The 15931-nt window shown below is 72.0% G+C and carries 13 protein-coding genes; 6 read left to right on the top strand and 7 right to left on the bottom strand.

Going from position 1 to position 15931, the window contains the following annotated elements; translation table 11 throughout:
* Positions 1 to 89: 89 nt before the first annotated feature.
* On the bottom strand, positions 90 to 461 hold the full coding sequence (locus tag ACZ4UB_RS27560; protein ID WP_468074131.1) for a winged helix-turn-helix transcriptional regulator: 372 nt from the start codon (positions 459 to 461) through the stop codon (positions 90 to 92).
* Between the two features lie 94 nt (positions 462 to 555).
* Here ACZ4UB_RS27560 and ACZ4UB_RS27555 point away from each other — a divergent pair, with 94 nt between their 5' ends.
* The 3 genes from ACZ4UB_RS27555 (at position 556) to ACZ4UB_RS27545 (ending at position 3093) form a co-directional block, all read left to right on the top strand.
* Complete coding sequence (locus ACZ4UB_RS27555) at positions 556 to 1395, top strand: SDR family oxidoreductase (protein WP_468074128.1); 840 nt, start codon at positions 556 to 558, stop codon at positions 1393 to 1395.
* 127 nt (positions 1396 to 1522) lie between these two features.
* Entirely contained in the window at positions 1523 to 2605 is a 1083-nt protein-coding gene (locus tag ACZ4UB_RS27550) for a tetratricopeptide repeat protein (RefSeq protein ID WP_468074126.1), read from the top strand.
* 80 nt (positions 2606 to 2685) lie between these two features.
* Positions 2686 to 3093, top strand: coding sequence for an FKBP-type peptidyl-prolyl cis-trans isomerase (locus ACZ4UB_RS27545; protein ID WP_468074124.1), 408 nt, complete (start codon positions 2686 to 2688; stop codon positions 3091 to 3093).
* A gap of 6 nt (positions 3094 to 3099) precedes the next feature.
* On the opposite strand, the gene ACZ4UB_RS27540 is transcribed toward ACZ4UB_RS27545, so the two are convergent.
* From ACZ4UB_RS27540 to ACZ4UB_RS27530, 3 genes are all read right to left on the bottom strand, one after another.
* Entirely contained in the window at positions 3100 to 3555 is a 456-nt protein-coding gene (locus ACZ4UB_RS27540) for a DedA family protein (RefSeq protein ID WP_468074122.1), read from the bottom strand.
* 171 nt (positions 3556 to 3726) lie between these two features.
* Positions 3727 to 5013, bottom strand: a complete 1287-nt coding sequence (locus ACZ4UB_RS27535) for a ClC family H(+)/Cl(-) exchange transporter (RefSeq protein WP_468074120.1) — start codon at positions 5011 to 5013, stop codon at positions 3727 to 3729.
* 168 nt (positions 5014 to 5181) lie between these two features.
* Positions 5182 to 5946, bottom strand: coding sequence for a TetR/AcrR family transcriptional regulator (locus tag ACZ4UB_RS27530; protein WP_468074118.1), 765 nt, complete (start codon positions 5944 to 5946; stop codon positions 5182 to 5184).
* Between the two features lie 134 nt (positions 5947 to 6080).
* Between ACZ4UB_RS27530 and ACZ4UB_RS27525 the strand changes: the two genes are divergently transcribed.
* Positions 6081 to 6482 carry a VOC family protein gene (locus ACZ4UB_RS27525; protein WP_468074116.1) on the top strand — a complete coding sequence of 134 codons (402 nt, stop codon included), beginning with the start codon at positions 6081 to 6083 and terminating at the stop codon, positions 6480 to 6482.
* A gap of 200 nt (positions 6483 to 6682) precedes the next feature.
* Here the strand turns inward: ACZ4UB_RS27525 and ACZ4UB_RS27520 are convergent, their stop codons facing one another.
* Both ACZ4UB_RS27520 and ACZ4UB_RS27515 read right to left on the bottom strand, forming a co-directional pair.
* Positions 6683 to 7423 (bottom strand): GNAT family N-acetyltransferase, encoded by a 741-nt coding sequence (locus ACZ4UB_RS27520; RefSeq protein ID WP_468074114.1) that lies wholly within the window; start codon positions 7421 to 7423, stop codon positions 6683 to 6685.
* 97 nt (positions 7424 to 7520) lie between these two features.
* On the bottom strand, positions 7521 to 7985 hold the full coding sequence (locus ACZ4UB_RS27515; protein WP_468074112.1) for a GNAT family N-acetyltransferase: 465 nt from the start codon (positions 7983 to 7985) through the stop codon (positions 7521 to 7523).
* 33 nt (positions 7986 to 8018) lie between these two features.
* On the opposite strand from ACZ4UB_RS27515, the gene ACZ4UB_RS27510 reads away from it, so the two are divergent.
* Complete coding sequence (locus ACZ4UB_RS27510; protein ID WP_468074110.1) at positions 8019 to 8141, top strand: hypothetical protein; 123 nt, start codon at positions 8019 to 8021, stop codon at positions 8139 to 8141.
* A gap of 86 nt (positions 8142 to 8227) precedes the next feature.
* Here ACZ4UB_RS27510 and ACZ4UB_RS27505 read toward each other — a convergent pair whose 3' ends face one another.
* Positions 8228 to 9760 (bottom strand): FAD-dependent oxidoreductase, encoded by a 1533-nt coding sequence (locus ACZ4UB_RS27505; RefSeq protein WP_468074109.1) that lies wholly within the window; start codon positions 9758 to 9760, stop codon positions 8228 to 8230.
* Between the two features lie 347 nt (positions 9761 to 10107).
* On the opposite strand from ACZ4UB_RS27505, the gene ACZ4UB_RS27500 reads away from it, so the two are divergent.
* Positions 10108 to 15900: a PA14 domain-containing protein gene (locus ACZ4UB_RS27500; protein ID WP_468074107.1), complete on the top strand. Its 5793-nt coding sequence runs from the start codon at positions 10108 to 10110 to the stop codon at positions 15898 to 15900.
* Positions 15901 to 15931 lie beyond the last annotated feature (31 nt).

Raw genomic sequence — 15931 nt, 5'->3', positions numbered from 1 at the left:
ACGGAAGCCGTATCGGTTCCCTCCGGTACGGCTTCCGTCGTCCCGCGCCCGGCCGCGTTCGAGCCGCGCGGGGTGAGGAACCGAGCGCGCTAAGCCGCGTCGCGCGGCGGCAGCCGGCGCGTGATCCGGTCGAACAGCTCCGTCAACGGTTCACCGATGTCCCGGCCGAACTCGCTCAGCCCGTAGGTGACTTGGGGCGGCGTCGTCGGCTCGACCGCCCGCCAGACCAGGCCGTCCTGGACCAGCGCGCGCAGGGTCTGGGCGAGCATCTTCTCGCTGATGCCCTGGATGCTCTCGCGCAGCTCGTAGAACCTGAGGTCGCTGCTCCGCAAGGAGATCAGCACCCAGATGCCCCACCTGCTGGTCACGTGGTCGACCACGTCGCGCGCGGGGCAGTCGGTGTGAAACACGTCATACCGCTTCGCTGCCTCGCCCTGCCTGTCCTGCGCGCTTCCCTCCATGCCATGAGCTTACCCAGAGGTATGTCCTTACCAAAAGTAAGCCTCCCTCCTAGCGTGACGGCCAGAAGCGAACCGTACGACGAAGGAACTGATCATGATCGTGGTAACCGGAGCCACCGGAAACATCGGCCGACCGTTGACGCGGGCACTGACCGAGGCGGGCCAGCACGTGACGGCGGTGTCGCGGCACACGGCGGCGATGCCGCCGGGCGTCCGCCACGTGGTGGCCGACCTGGCCGAGCCGACGGGCCTCGCGCCCGCGCTCGCCGGGGCGAAGGCGCTCTTCCTCCTGCTCTCCGGCGACCTGCACGCCAACGCGGCCGACGCGGCCGACGTCATCGGCGAAGCCGCGGCCCACGGGGTCCGCCGGGTGGTCCTGCTCTCCACGCTGGGCGTGGTGACCAGGCCCTTCGGTCCGACGCGGATCGCGATGCGCTCGCTGGAGGACACGCTGCGGGAATCCGGCCTGGAGTGGGCCGTCCTGCGGCCGGGCGGCTTCGCCTCCAACGCCCTGTGGTGGGCCGACTCCGTCCGTGCGCATCAGGTGGTCGCCGCACCCTTCGGGGACGTCGGGGTGCCGATCATCGACCCGACGGACATCGCCGCCGTGGCGGCGGCCTGTCTGTTGGACGACCGGCACACCGGCGGCACCTACGAGCTGACGGGGCCGGAGGTGATCACTCCGCGCCAGCAGGCGCGGGCCCTCGCCTCCGCGCTGGGCTCGCCCGTGAGGTTTCACGAGCTCACCCGCGACGAGGCCAAGGCCGCCATGACCCGGAGCATGCCGGCGGAACTCGCCGACGACACCCTGGACATCCTCGGCTCCCCGAGCCCGGAGGAACAGCGCGTCAGCCCGGACGTCCAGCGCGTCCTCGGCCGAGCCGCGCGCCCCTTCGCCGACTGGGCCGCCCGCAATGTCACCGCCTTCCGCTGACACCGCCCGTACTCCAGCTCCACCCGCCCAGCACCTCGCCGGCCCGCGCAGCGTAACCTCCAGGCACCAGGGCCCGGAGGTTTCCGGTCCCGCACTCCTCCCTCCCCCGCGACCGGAAGAAGAGCTGATGAGCCGGGCCCTGCAACAGGCCGACGCCCTCTTCGACTTGGGGCGCCACGAGCAGGCCGCCGCGCTCGCCGCCCAGCACCTCGCCGGCGCCCCCGACGACGCCACCGCCCTCACGCTGCTCGCCCGCTGCCGGCACCGCCTCGGCGACGAACAGCGGGCGCTCACCACCGTCGAGCACGCCCTGCGCGTCGCACCCGAGTTGGTGAGCGCCTGGCTGCTGCGCACCCACGTCCTGCTCGCCCTGAAGGAGCACGGGCGGGCCGAGGAATCCGCCCGGCGCGCCGTCGAACTCGCCCCGCAGTTCTGGGCGAGCCACTACACCCTCGGCATCGTCTTGGACCGCGGCGTCCGCAGGAAGCACAAGCGGGCCGCACACGCGTCGGCCCGCACGGCCGTCGCGCTCGCCCCCGAGGAGAGCGACACGCACGTCCTGGTCGGCGTGACCGCCCACAACAGTGGCGATTACCGCGTCGCCCAGGAGGCCTACGAGAGGGCGCTGCGGCTCGACCCGGACAACAGCACGGCCCACAACAACCTCTCGCTGCTCCTGCTGCGCCGCCGCTGGCTCCGTCCCGGCTCGTGGACCCGGGCCGCCGAGGGCTTCGTCCAGTCCGCCGCCCTCGACCGCAACGACCGCCACGGCCGCTACAACCTGGAGAAGATGGCCTGGGGAACGCTCATGGGCTCCCGCTGGGTCGCCTTCGCCGGATCGATCGCGGTGGCGCTGGGCTCCGCCCACCTGCGTGCGGGCGCCGCCGGCGCGGACGCCCTCGCCACCTTCCTGACGTGCGCGGCCGTGCTCGTCGGCGGCTGGGGAGGCTGGCTGTGGTGGCAGGCCCGACGGGTCCCGCCCCACCTGCGCCGTACCCTCCTGCTGGTGGCGCGCGGCTGCCGGCCGGTCATCGGGATGACGGTTCCCCTCGTGCTGCTCGTCGTCCACGCGGCCGTGGGGCTGGTGCTGTGGCGCAGCGCCCTCTTCAGCGCGTTCGCGATCCCGCTGTTCTTCTTCGTGATCGTCACGTCCGTGGCCGGCAGCACCACGCTCCAGCAGCGCGCGCCGAAGGATCGGCATTCTCGGTAGCGTGACCCTTCGCCGCACGGGGGTTGCCGGATGACCGGCCGGTCCGTGCGGGGCCGCCGCCGGAGAGTGATGAGGATGCGATGAGTGAACTGACGAAGCCCCAGGTCGACGTTCCGGAGGGTGAGGCCCCTACGGAGCTGACCGTCCGGGACCTGGTCGTCGGCGACGGGGCCGAGGTGAAGCCGGGCATGGTGGTCAAGGTCCACTACGTGGGGGTGACCTTCGCGTCCGGGAAGGAGTTCGACGCCTCCTGGGACCGGGGCGAGCCGTACAAGTTCGCCGTGGGCGGCGGCAAGGTCATCAAGGGCTGGGACCGGGGGGTGAAGGGCATGAGGGTCGGCGGTCGGCGCGAGATCATCGTTCCCCCGCGCCTCGGCTACGGCAAGCAGTCGCCGTCGCCGTTGATCCCGCCGGGCTCGACCCTGGTCTTCGTGGTGGACCTGCTCGACTCGTATTCCAGCACGGGCGGGTGGAGCGCGTCCGGATGAGCCGGGTTACGCGGGCGGGGCCTTCCGCCTGCGGTACACCACCGCCCCGCACACCGCGAGGAGGAGGACGACCACGGCGGCCACCCCGAGGGCCGTCCGCTCGGCGAAGAGCCTTCCCAGCACTGCGAGTACGCCGATCCCCGCGGTCGCGTAGATCAGCGACCAGGCCGCTCCGCCCACGAGGAGGGCGGGGAGGTAGCGGCGCAGCGGCATGCGCATGCTGCCCGCGATGAAGTTGGCGGCGGTCTGGAATCCGACGGTCAGGAAGGAGACGGCCACCACCGGCGCGCCCCACCGCTGGATCGCCCGCTCGGCGCGCTGGAACTTCGCCGAGGAGGTCCGCCCGGCGAACCTGCTCCGTCGCGCGCCGGCCGCGGCGAGCCACCCGATGGCGAAGGTCCCTCCGGCGCGGAGCAGAACGATGGCGTAGAGGGCTCCGGCGGTGAGCGCGATCTTATCCACGACGCCTCTTCGCGGGCTCCGCGCCGTCCCGGTCCCCGTCTCGCACCTGTACCCGCACCGCGTCCCTGCCCGTTCCGTCCCGTCGGGCTGCCACTGGCGCACCGAAACTCGAACCTACACGCCCGCACTTCAGGCAAGGTAACCCTAACCGAACGGGTGCGGCGCGTGCCCTCAGGGGCGTTCCAGCATCCGCCGACGCAGGCTGTCGTAGATGGGCTCGCTCCCCCAGCGGTCCGCGGTCACGTGCGCGGCGAAGCACGCGGTGAGGAGCGGGAGGGCGAGTGCGCCGGCGTTCGTCATCTCCGCGACCAGGACGACGCCCGTGAGCGGGGCCCGTACGACCCCCGTGAACAGGGCGGCCATCCCCACCACCGCGAACGCCACCGGGCTCGCCGCCCCGGCGGGCAGCAGCGGGGACACGAGGGCCTCGGCCAGCGTCCCCCACAGCGCGCCCAGGGCCAGGAGCGGGGCGAAGAGCCCACCGGGCGTCGCCGCCGCGTAGCTCAGGGGGCCCGCCACGAAGCGGACGGCGAGGTAGGCCAGTAGCGCCGCCACCGTCATGCCGCCGCCCGCCAGCAGCCGCTCGCTCAGCGGGTCGCCACCGCCCGCCATCAGCGGGTCGACGGCCATCAGCGCTCCGACGACGGCTCCGATGGCGGCGGCCCGGGCCGTGAGCGGCACCCTGGTCAGGCGGTCGCACGCGGCCAGCGTCCCCACGACCAGCGCGCTGTAGGCGGCTCCCAGCGCCCCCGCCGTCACGCCGAACAGCAGGAACACCCCGAGCATCCACACCGGCGGGGCCACGAGGTCCGGCACCGGGAACACGGCGCCGCCGCCCACGATGAACCGGGAGCAGACCACGGCGCTGACGGTGCCGACGAGCGTCAACAGCACCAGGCGCGGCCTGATCGAGCGGGTCACCTCCTCGCAGACGAACAGCAACCCGCCCAGCGGGGCCGTGAACGCCGCTGCCAGGCCGGCTCCACCGAGCGCGGTGTACAGCATGCGGGCGTCCCCGGGGTCCAGCCGGGCACGGCGGCCGGCCACGGACCCGATCGCCGCACCCATGTGGACGACGGGCCCCTCGCGCCCCAGGACCAGGCCCGAGCCGATCGCGACGAGGCCGCCGAAGAACTTCGCGGGCAGCAGCCACAGCGGGTGCGCCTCGGACTCGCGGCGCCACACCGCCTCCACGTGCTGGATCCCGCTGCCCGCCGCGTGCGGAACTCGCTGGGCGATCGCGCACGCCAGCGCCGCCCCCAGCGCGGTGAGCGCCACCGGGACGAGGACTCCCGCGGGGCCCGGACCGGCGGCCGCCACGATCGAGGTGCGCAGGCTCTCGGCGTGCGCGAGGCACCATCGGAAGCCGCCGCCGACCAGGCCGACCAGGCAGCCGGCCGCCGCCGCTACCGCGAAGGCCCGGCCGGTGTGACGGCGGCCGGGACTGGCAATGGACATGGACTGCCTCCACCGAGCCGCACGAGGACGTCCGCCGAGCCTGCATCCCGCGCCCGACCGTGGCGGCGCACCTCGCCGGGACGGAGCCCGCGCCGACCCGACCGGGCGAGCGGACCGTCCTGCCCGCCCCGGGCGCTCGGCGGGTGTGGGCCGGCGCGACCGATCGGCTCAGCCACGGGCTTCGACGAGCGCGGCGAGGCCGTCGAGGACGCGTTCGAGGCCGAAGGCGTACGCGTGCTCGGGGCTGTAGGCGCCGCCCTGCGCGGCGCCCGCGGCGGAGCCGACGCGCGAGGCGAGCGGGTAGGCGCGCTCGTCGAGGACGCGCGCGAGCAGGGGGGCGTGGGCGGCCCACCACTGCTCGTCGTCCATCGCGCTGTCGCGCCGCGCCGCGCGGGCGTCCGCGGCCGTGCGGGCCCACCCCTGCACGAAACCGAGCAGATAGGTCAGCGCCGCGTCCATGGTGACGTCGGGCAGCCCCAAGCCGTCCAGTGCCGACAGCTCGTGTTCGTACTTGGCCATCTGCCCCGGGCCCAGCGGCGGGCGGACCGTGGAAGCGGTGGCCGCCCACGGGTGGGCCTCGAACAGCTCTCGGTTCGCCCCGGCGACTGCCGACAGCCGCTCCCGCCAGGGCCGGCCCGAGGTGTCGGTGCGGGGCATCCGGGCGTATGCCGCGTCGAGCATGAGGTCGAGCAGCTCCTCCTTGCCCGGCACGTAGGTGTACAGCGTCATCGCGGCCACGCCGAGGGCCTTCGCCACGCTGCGCATGGTCACCGCCGCGAGCCCCTCGGCGTCGGCGAGGGCGGTCGCGGCGGACACGACGGCGTCGATGGTCAGCCTCTGACGGGGGCCGCGCCGGGAGACCGTCGCCTCGTCGCGCCAGAGCAGTTGCAGCGTGCGGGCCGGGTCGCCGGCGCCGGTGCGTTCAGTGGTCACGCGCAAAAATACCTCGCGTTCGCACTTCGTACGCCGTACAGTGTACGACGTACGGAGAGGGGGCGACGATCCGGCCGCACCCTTCGCCTCCCCTTGACCCGCACGCACGCCATTTCCGCCTCAAGGAGCATGAAATGAAGATCACTTCTTCGGCCGTCTCGTTGAACGTCGACGACGTCGCGGCGTCCAGCGCCTTCCTCACCGCCCACTTCGGTTTCCAGGAGGAGATGGCGGCCGACGGCTTCGCGTCCCTGACCCGCGAGGACGCCGGCATGAACGTCATCTTCCTGCGCCGCGGCCTGCCCTCGCTGCCCGCGGACCAGCGCGAGGACCACGCCCGCGGCCTGATCCTGGCGTTCGTGGTCGATGACCTCGAAGGCGAGCTGGCCCGCCTACGCACCGAGGGCGTCACCATCACCATGCCGCTGACCGAGGAGGAGTGGGGGGAGCGCGCCTTCCAGGTCCGGGATCCCAACGGCGTCATCGTCCAGCTCGTCGACTGGAACGCGGCCCCCTCGAACGGTTCGGCGAGCTGAGCGGAGCTAGTGCCGTGACCGGAAAGATTCACCGTGTCACGGCGCCCGGCACGGCACCTCGCCGCGTTGTCGGACCACGACGGTACGTCCAGTACGAGTCGCGGTCCTCCGCCTTGCGATGCGTCCCCTCGGCCCTGCGGGCCTGGGGAGGCCCCAGGGCACCGGACACCGCGACCCGGCAAACCTTTCCGGCCACGGCACTAGGCGTGGGTGGTGGTCGCGGCGGCGACCGCGGCGGCGCGGACTTCGGCGAGGGAGCGGCGTTGCACTCCACGGGCGTCGAAGTTGTCGGGCGACAGCCAGGACTCCAGGACCCGCTTGTTGGCGGGCCACTCACCGTCGATGACGGAGAACCAGGCGGTGTCGCGGTTGCGGCCCTTGTAGACGACGGCCTGGCGGAAGATGCCCTCGAAGGTGAATCCCAGGCGCTCCGCCGTCGTGCGCGACGGTGCGTTGAGGCTGTCGCACTTCCACTCGTAGCGTCGGTATCCGAGCTCGTCGAAGACGTAGCGCATGGCCAGGAACTGGGCCTCGGTCGAGAGCGGACTGCGCTTCATCAGCGGCGAGAACATCACGCTGCCGACTTCGACGACGCCCATCTCCGGGTCCTGTCGCATCAGCGCGAGCGTGCCGACCGCCGTGCCCCGGTCGAGGTCGATCACCGCGTAGTGCCGGGGGTCGCTCGCGGCCGCCGCCTCCTCGGCGTAGCGCCTGAAGCCCTGCGCGTCCTGGAAGGACCCGGTGAACATGTACGTCCAGTCCCGGTCGTCCGGAGCGCTGGAGTAGGCGGCGAAGAGGTCGGCCGCGTGCCGGTCCGCGTCGAGCGGCTCCAGCCGGCAGTACGCGCCGTCGAGGGTCACCGCGGCGGGCAGCGGGCGCCGGGACCCATCGGACACCGGCTCGCCGATGGGCTGGTCGAACTCATTGCTGCGGAAGGTCACGGCTTCTCCTGGCCTGGGCGTTTCCCACCAGCGTACGGAAGGCGCGCGCCCACGGGCCGCCTCCTGCGCCGGCGCGCAGGGCTCGGGCCGGGAGGACTCAGGCCAGTTCCAGCGCGCCCACCGTCTGGCCGCCGCTGGTTTCGCCGGTCGGTCGGAAGCCGAGCCCGAGGTAGAAGTCTCCGGGACCGTCCGCCCCGGCGTGCCAGGTGGTCGTCAGCCGCGTACCGCCGCGGCGCCGGATCTCGGCCGCCACGGACGCCACCGCGAAGCGCCCGTAGCCGCGACCCTGCTTCCCGTCCGCGATGTTCAGCCGCCAGAGCCCGGAGCGGAAGTCGACCCCCGCGCCGGTCCAGTCGATGTCGAAGAAGGCCATGAGGAAGCCGACGATCTCGTCGCCGTCGCAGACCAACCGGGGCCAGGCGACACCGGGATGCACGTACGCCTCGGCGATCGACCTCAGCACGGGAGACACCAGGTGCTCCTGGTCGGGGCGGACCTTCAGGTCGATCGCGGCGTCGAGGTTGTCGGGGGTGAGCTCGCGCAGGTGCGGTGAATCGGGCATGGCCGCACCTTACGCAACCGCCCCGGGTCCCAGGTGCTCCGCCCGATCATCGCGCACGACGCGCTCGGCGTGGTGGCCGCCGTCGTGGGTCCGACCGGTGACGGTCCGCCCGACCCGTGGATCGGCCGGGTCCGCGTCCTGGTGAGCGCGAGCTGAACGCTCCCGATCCGCTGGTACCGCGTGCGCCGACCGGAGCCAGGTACACCGGCGGCGGCGGCGTCACCCGCGGAGCGGATCGGGCATCACGCCGGCCCCGCCGTGTCCGGCGCACCGAACCAACGGGTCGCGGCCCGCTCGAAGCCCTCCGGGTCGGGGTGGCGGTCACCGGACCAGGCGACCACGCCGTCGGGCCGTACCAACACGGCACCCGATCCCAGGTCGTTCCTCGCCGTGCCGGCCGCGTACCGGATCCGGTCCTCCCAGGCCGTCGCCGAGGCGTGCAGCCGTCGGTCGGCGCTGAAGTCGAGCACGACGCCCCGACCGTCCTCCATGAGGTCGCCGAGCCGGGTGCCGTCCTCCAGGGCGAAGTCGGGGGCGCTGCGGCCGACCAACGGGTCCTCGCTGCCGAGGTCGTACCGGATCCAGGCTCCCGACAGCCTCTCGAACACGTGGGTCGCGCCGTCCCGGGTGGCGATGAGATCGCGGACCACCGCCTGGATCGCCTGGGCGTAGGGGTCCGGCCGCATGGTCGCCACTTGGGCGCGCGACCAGTCGAGGACCGCCGCGCCGATCGGACGGCGCTCCTCGGCGTAGGTGTCGAGCAGCCCGTCCGGCGCGTGCCCCCGCACGGTCGCGCCGAGTTTCCACCCCAGGTTCACGGCGTCGCCGATGCCGGTGTTCAGCCCCTGGCCGCCGAGGGGGGAATGGATGTGGGCGGCGTCGCCCGCGAGGAGCACGCGGCCCCGGCGGTAGGCCGTCGCCTGCATCGCCCGATCGGTGAAGGACGAGGCGATGTGGACCTCGTCGACGCTCACGTCGGTGCCGGACACGCGGCGCAGGACCTCCTGGAGGTGCTCGCGGGTCGGCGGCCGGGAGCGGTCGAACGCGCCGCCGTCGAAGTCCATCATGGCGATGTAATCGGCGTCGGGCAGCCGGACGTACATGCCCGTCGGCGTGAGGTGGAATCCCGGACTGACCTGATCCGGATCGGCCAGATCGGCGAGCATGGTGTATCCGGTGAACTGGGGCTCGGTGCCGACGAATTCGAAGCCCGCGAGCCCGCGCACCGTACTGCGTCCGCCGTCGCAGCCGACGAGCCAGCGCGCCTCGTAGGTGTCCTCGCCGGCTCGGGCGACCACGCCTTCGCCGTTCTGGGAGACGGCCGAGACCGCGACGCCGCGCCGGATCTCCACGCCGAGCTTGGCCGCCTGCTCGGACAGCACCGTCTCGACCGCTTCGAGGTCGGTCGCCAAGGATTCGTGTGCCGGGCTGGGGAGCCGGAACGGCAGGGCGTCGGCATCGATCAGGGAACCGTCGAGCATGACGCCGGCGAAGTGGCCGCCGAACCGGGGGCGCGGCGGCGCACCCGCTTCGGGGGCCCTGCCGAACATCACCTGGGTGCCCGACGCCGTCCGTAACGACTCCAGCATTCCGCGCCGGTAGAACGCTTCGACCGACGAGGCGGACAGTCCGCGCCTGCCGAGGGGTGCCGTCCTGAAGGGCGAGCCGGTCTCCGACTCCCTTTCGAGCACCACCACGGAACAGCCCGCGAGGCCGAGCTCGCAGGCGAGGGCCAGACCGACCGGACCGGCTCCCACTATCACTACGTCATGCACGAGAGGTCTCCTCCTGGATCCCCGAACCGGACGGCTGCCCGGCAGGACCTCTCCAAGGTGTCAACTCCCGCCGACAGCCCTCCGACAGCCCCGACAAACCACCGACAGCGCGGTGGCCGCCGAAGAGGCGGGGCGCGGAGCGGCTCCGCTTCCCTCGTGCCGGCAGGTCAGATTTTTCCAATCCAGGCCCGGCGGCCGCCCGGTAGGTTTCCCGCCGGCCCGGAACCAGCCCCCCACGGTGGTGGAGGGATGGGCCATCGCGTTCCGGTGAACGTCGGCGGGTGGGAGGGGTCTTGGTGTCTGGGCGTAGTGGCGGAGCACGGTTAACCGTGCGGTCGTGGTGGCGGATGATCGTGTTCGCGGCGGCGACCGTGTTGGTGGTGTCGCTGGCGCAGGCGGGGAGCACGCCCTCCGCGTCGGCGTCGGTGGCGTCGAAGAAGGTGCCGCGGGACCTCCCGCTCCTGTCGGTCCGCTCCCCCGCCGTGCGGGGCGTGCGGGGGCCGCTGGTCGAGCCGAGGCAGCCGAAGGCCGACTTCGCTCCGTTGGCGGTGGGCGAGCACGCCCGTTTCGACGCCCGCAGAGCGGTGCGCGGCGCCGATGCCGATGCCGCGCCGCAGACGAGCCTCGTCTCTCCGGTCGACGGAGCGGTGGTGGGGGCGGAGTCGCCGGTGTTGCAGGTGGCCGCGGTCGGTGACGGTGTCCTGTACTGCTTCAAGATCTCCACCGGGTTCGACGGGCGTTCGGGCAGTGTGGTGGATTCGGGGTGTCTGGATCAGCCGCAGTGGACGGTCCCCAAGCACGTGTTGCATGACGGTGGGCGCTACACCTGGACGGCCGCCACCGCGATGACGGGGGCGACGACGGCGACGGCGCCCCTGTGGGTCGGGCACTTCACCGTCAACCAGCGGGTGGGGGATCCGGGACCGGCGCCGACCGACCATCTGGGTCCGGTGACGGTGAACCTGTTCAACGGCAACGCCCACGTCGAGGCCGCCGGACCGGCGTTCCAGACCGTCGGCGGATCCGCCGGGGTGAGCCTGGCCTACAACTCCCGCCAAGGCGCCCCGCACGGAGTGCGCGCCTCGTACTTCAACGACTCGCGGCACACGGGCACCCCGGACGCGACGCCGGTGATGGTGCGGGGTGAGCCGCAGGTCAACTTGGACTGGGGGGTGCCGTGGACGGGGAATCCGGACAATCAGCCGTGGCGGGACAATCCGATGCCGCCGGCACTGGACAAGAGCTGGTTCGTGGTGCGGTGGGAGGGTCAGTTCAAGGCCCCCGTCACCGGTGACTTCTCCTTCGCGGGCGCCCACACCGACGGCGCGCGGGTGTGGTTGGGCGACAAGCTGGTCTACGACAAGGCCGGCCCCGGTGATCCCGGCGACGACTTCCTGCTGCCTGGTGCCCGCCAGGTGCAGGAAGTCGCGTTGGAGGCCGGTCAGTTGGTACCGCTGCGCGTGGAGTTGTACCACCGTTCCGATCAGCGTCCTCGGATGGTGTTGTGGGCCAAGAGCAGTACGGGCCCTGACGAGGCGCGGGTTCACAATCTTGATCCGCGGATCGTGCCGACGCAGTGGTTGATGTCCGCGGATTCACAGTCGTTGCCGGCGGGGTGGACGCTGTCGGCGCAGTCCAGCGGGTACAGCCGGGCCGAGATGTTGGACGGTTCGGTGGTGCTCACCGATGCCGCTGGTGGCAAGCACACCTGGGGCAAGGCGTCCGCGGGTGGTTATGCGCCGCCGGTGGGTGAGGACGGTGTGCTGGGCTTCGACACCGCGGGGCGGATCACGCTGACGGAGGGCGAGACGGTGTCGGTGTTCAACGCCGACGGCACGCTCGCCGCGGTGGAGTCGGTGCAGGACGGGAAGAAGCCCGCCGCCCTGCAATACCTCTACAGCGGAACCCCACCCCGCTTGACCCGGATCAAGGACCCCGTCTCCGGCCGGTCCCACCAACTCTTCTACAACACCGATGGCGGTGACAGCTGTTACGGCACCACCTCTCGCCCGCCGGGCGCGGATCAGGCCCCGGCGCAGATGTTGTGCCGGATCCGGTACTGGGACGGCAGCGAGACCCGACTGTGGTACCAGATGGGCACGTTGGCCCGGATCGAGAACCCGGGTGCGGCCATGCAGGACTTCGACTACCTGGGACGGGCCTCCGCCAAGCAGCGCTACGAGGAGGCCGGGGACAACGAGGAGGAGAAGCAGCGGGCCCTGGACAGCATCGGGCCGCTGGCCACCCTCCGCGGCAGCCTGGCCTACGACTGGGTGGCCCGCCAGGCCCCGTCCGAGGAGAACGGCTGCACCAACACCAGTGACACCGCGGCGGCTTGCACCGTCATCGGCTACGACTCCGTGATCGAACAACCCCAAGAACCCCCCGCCCTGCGCGCGGTCCAGGTCCTGGCCCCCGCCCCCGACGGGCGCTCCGCCAGCCTGCGCGCCGAGCACTTCTACCAGTACTACCTCGAACGCAAACAAGCCACCGTGGCCCTGGCCGGGGTCTACGACTCCACCCGCTCGCGCACCGTGACCTACGACGACGCCGGGCGCGCGCTGGTCACCACCGACTTCGCCGGCGCGACGATATCCGCCGAGTGGAACGCGAAGGACCAGGCCACCGGCGCCATCGACAGCGCCGGGCGGCGCTCCACCACGCTCTACGACCACGCCGACCGCCCCACCGACCGCTACGGGCCCGCACCCGCGGCCTGCTTCACCGGCCAGAGCCCCACCCCCGCCTGCGCGGCGAAGATGCCCCACAGCCACACCGACTACGACGAGCACCTCACCGGGCTGACCGCCGCGTTCTACGACAACCCGAACCTCGCCGGTGTGCCCGCGGCGTTCACCACCGGCATCGGCCCCACCGACGGCGCCCTCTCCCGCACCTGGGGAACCAGCCCACCGGTGGCGAACACCGCGGGCTGGTCCGGCCGGTTCACCGGCGAGATCCAACTCCCCACCACCGGCGACTACCGGCTCGGCCTCACCGCCGTCGACGGCGTGCGCCTGTGGGTGGACGACGTCCTGACCGTCGACGACTGGAGCGACAAACCCACCACCACCAGCGCCGGCACCTACGCCAACACCACCGCCGGCAGCTGGCACCGCATCCGCGTCGACTACTACAACCGCTCCGGCACCACCGGCGCCCTCACCCTCACCTGGACCCCACCCGGCACGACCACACCCACCCCCGTACCCGGAACCAACCTCGCCCCCCGCTACGGCTGGGCCACCAGCTCCACCACCGACGACACCTCCGCCACCCCCCAAGAACGCGCCCCGTCCAAACACAGCGCGAGCAGCTACTCCGACCCGGCAGCGGGCATCGACCCGGTCTACGGCCTCACCGTCTCCACCACCGCCGACCCCGGCGGACTGGGACTCACCGCACGAACCCGCTACGAACAGCCGGGCCAGGGGTATCTGCGCAAGCTGACCACGGCCATGCCCGCCGGCGACGTCGCCGACCCCGACAAGCGCAACACGACCGTCTACTACGGCGACACCGAGACGCGGGCCAACCCGTGCGATCCGAACGCACCGGCCGCCAACCAGGGCGGCATGACGAGGGCCGCCACCGGAGCGAAGCCCGGCAACGGCCCCGCGCTCACCGCCGAGATGGTCTACGACGGTGCCGGGCGCGTGGTGGCCCAGCGCATCAACGACGAGGCCTGGGCCTGCACCGGCTACGACGCACGCGGACGGATGGTGAAGAAGAGCGCTCCCGCCTACGGGGGCGAGCCGACGCGCAACCTCGTCGCGGACTACGCCGTCGACGGTGACCCGCTGACCTCGAAGATGACCGACGGGAACGGGTCGATCACCACCAGGATCGACCTGCTGGGCCAGGAGGTCGGCTACACCGATGCCAACGGCGTCACCTCGACCGCCACCTACGACCAGGTCGGGCGGCTGACGAGGGACACCACCACCGTCAAGGGCATCTCCAGCACCGTGGCCTACGCCTGGAACGACGCCAACCAGCTGACCAGCGTCAAGGTCGACGGAACCACCGCCGCCACCCCCTCCTACGACACCGCCACCGAACTGGCCGGCGTCGTCTACGGCAACGGATCCCGCCTCGACTCACTGGCCCGCAACACCGCGGGCAAACCAACGGCGTTGACCTGGAAGACCGCCTCCTCCACCGTGGTCGACACGGTGACCCGCTCCCGCGACAACCGCATCATCGACGACGCGGTGACCGAGGACGGCAAGATCTCCGCGAGCTACTCCTACGCCTACGACGCGGTGGGCCGGCTCGTCGCGGCGACCGTCCCGCACCACCAGCTCACCTACCGCTTCGATCCGGCCGGCGGCTGCGGGCCGGCGAAGGCCGCCGGGCTGGACACCAACCGCACCGCGTCCACCGACAGCTTCGACGGCGCCGCGCCGATCACCACCGGCTACTGCTACGACGACACCGACCGGCTGACCTCCACCACCGGTGGCACCGCGCTCTCGCTCGCCTACGACAGCCACGGCAACACGGTCAAGCTGGGCGGCGACACCCTGGGCTACGACGCCACCAAGCGGCACGTCCGGACCACGACCGCGTCCGGTACGGCGATCTCCTACACCAGGGACCCGGCCGACCGACTGACGGCGCGCACGGTCACCGGCGCCGCCGACGGGTCGAAGAACGGGACCACCCGCTACGCCTACAGCTCCAAGCACGACGACGCGGACCTCGTCCTGGACAAGGACGGCGGCCTGCTCCAACGGATCGTGGCCCTGCCGGGCGGCGTCCTGCTCACCAAGAACTACGACAAGGCCGCCACCACCAACTGGTCCTACCCCAACATCCACGGCGACGTCCTGTTCACCGCCGACGGGGCGGCCACCCGTACCGGCGGCATCCGCCTCTACGACCCCTTCGGCCAGAACATCGACCCCACCACCGGCGCCTTCGCCGACCTCCCCAACCCCGCCACCGCCGCCGGCGGCATGGACTTCGGCTGGCTGGGCCAGCACGAGCGGCCGGTGGAGCACCTGGCCGGCCAGCAGGCCATCGAGATGGGCGCGCGCGTCTACCTCCCCGTCCTGGGCCGCTTCCTCCAGATGGACCCCGTCGCGGGCGGGTCGTCCAACGACTACGACTACGTGAACGCGGACCCGATCAACGGCCTGGACCTCGCCGGGACCTTCAGCTGGAAGTCCGCGGTCCACGTCGCGACCACGGCGGCCGAAGTGGTGGCCTTCGTGCCCGGGCCGGTCGGCACGGTCGCCTCCGGGGTGGCCGTGGCCGGGCAGCTCGCACAGGGCAACAAGAAGGCCGCCGCCATGGACGCGCTCGGCATGATCCCCGGCGGCAAACTCGCCGGCGCCGTGGCGAAGTCCGTCGGCAAGGAGGCCTCGACGGTGGGGAAGGCCGTCGAGGCGGCCGAGAAGTGCACGTCCAATTCCTTCGCCCCCGATACCCGGGTGGTGATGGCCGACGGCACCGTCAAGCCGATCAGCGACGTGCGCGAGGGCGATCTGGTCCGGGCCACCGACCCCGCGACGGGTGCCGGCGTCGCCGAACCCGTCGCCGCGGTGATCATCGGCCACGGCACCAAACACCTGATCGACATCGGCCTCGACGCACCACGACCGGTGACCATCACCGCCACCGCCGGCCACCCGATGTGGGTCCAGGGCAAGGGCTGGGTCGACGCCGGCGAGCTCCGTGTCGGTGACCCCGTCCGCAGTTCACCCGGCGTCGGACCCGCCAGCGTCACCTCGATCCGGGACCGGGGCGAGGTCGCCGACCAGAGCGTCTACAACCTCAACGTCAGCTCCGTCCACACCTACTACGTCACCGCGGGCACGGCGACAGCACTCGTCCACAACTGTGGCGGAGCGATGCGCGCCGGTGATCTCGGATCACTCACGCCGACACACGGCGTGAACGCGGACAAGATGGCGGACATGAAGAGCTGGAGCAACCACGATCTGGTGAATTCGTTCAACAATCCGAAGGACGGCGCATACGCACTGCGAACACCGGACGGAGTCATCAAGAACGGCCACCACCGCATCGCGGAGATGCGGGGTCGCGTCGAAGAGGGCTCGATGTCTCCGGACACGAAGGTGCGCGTGGATACGTACCGTTCGGAGTTGCCGTCCAGTGGCTTCTGGGACTAGCGGGTGACCGGCGAAGTCCCTGAAGGCATGC

Source organism: Streptomyces sp. NPDC028419, assembly GCF_055565515.1.
This window is presented reverse-complemented; position numbering and strand designations above follow the sequence as displayed.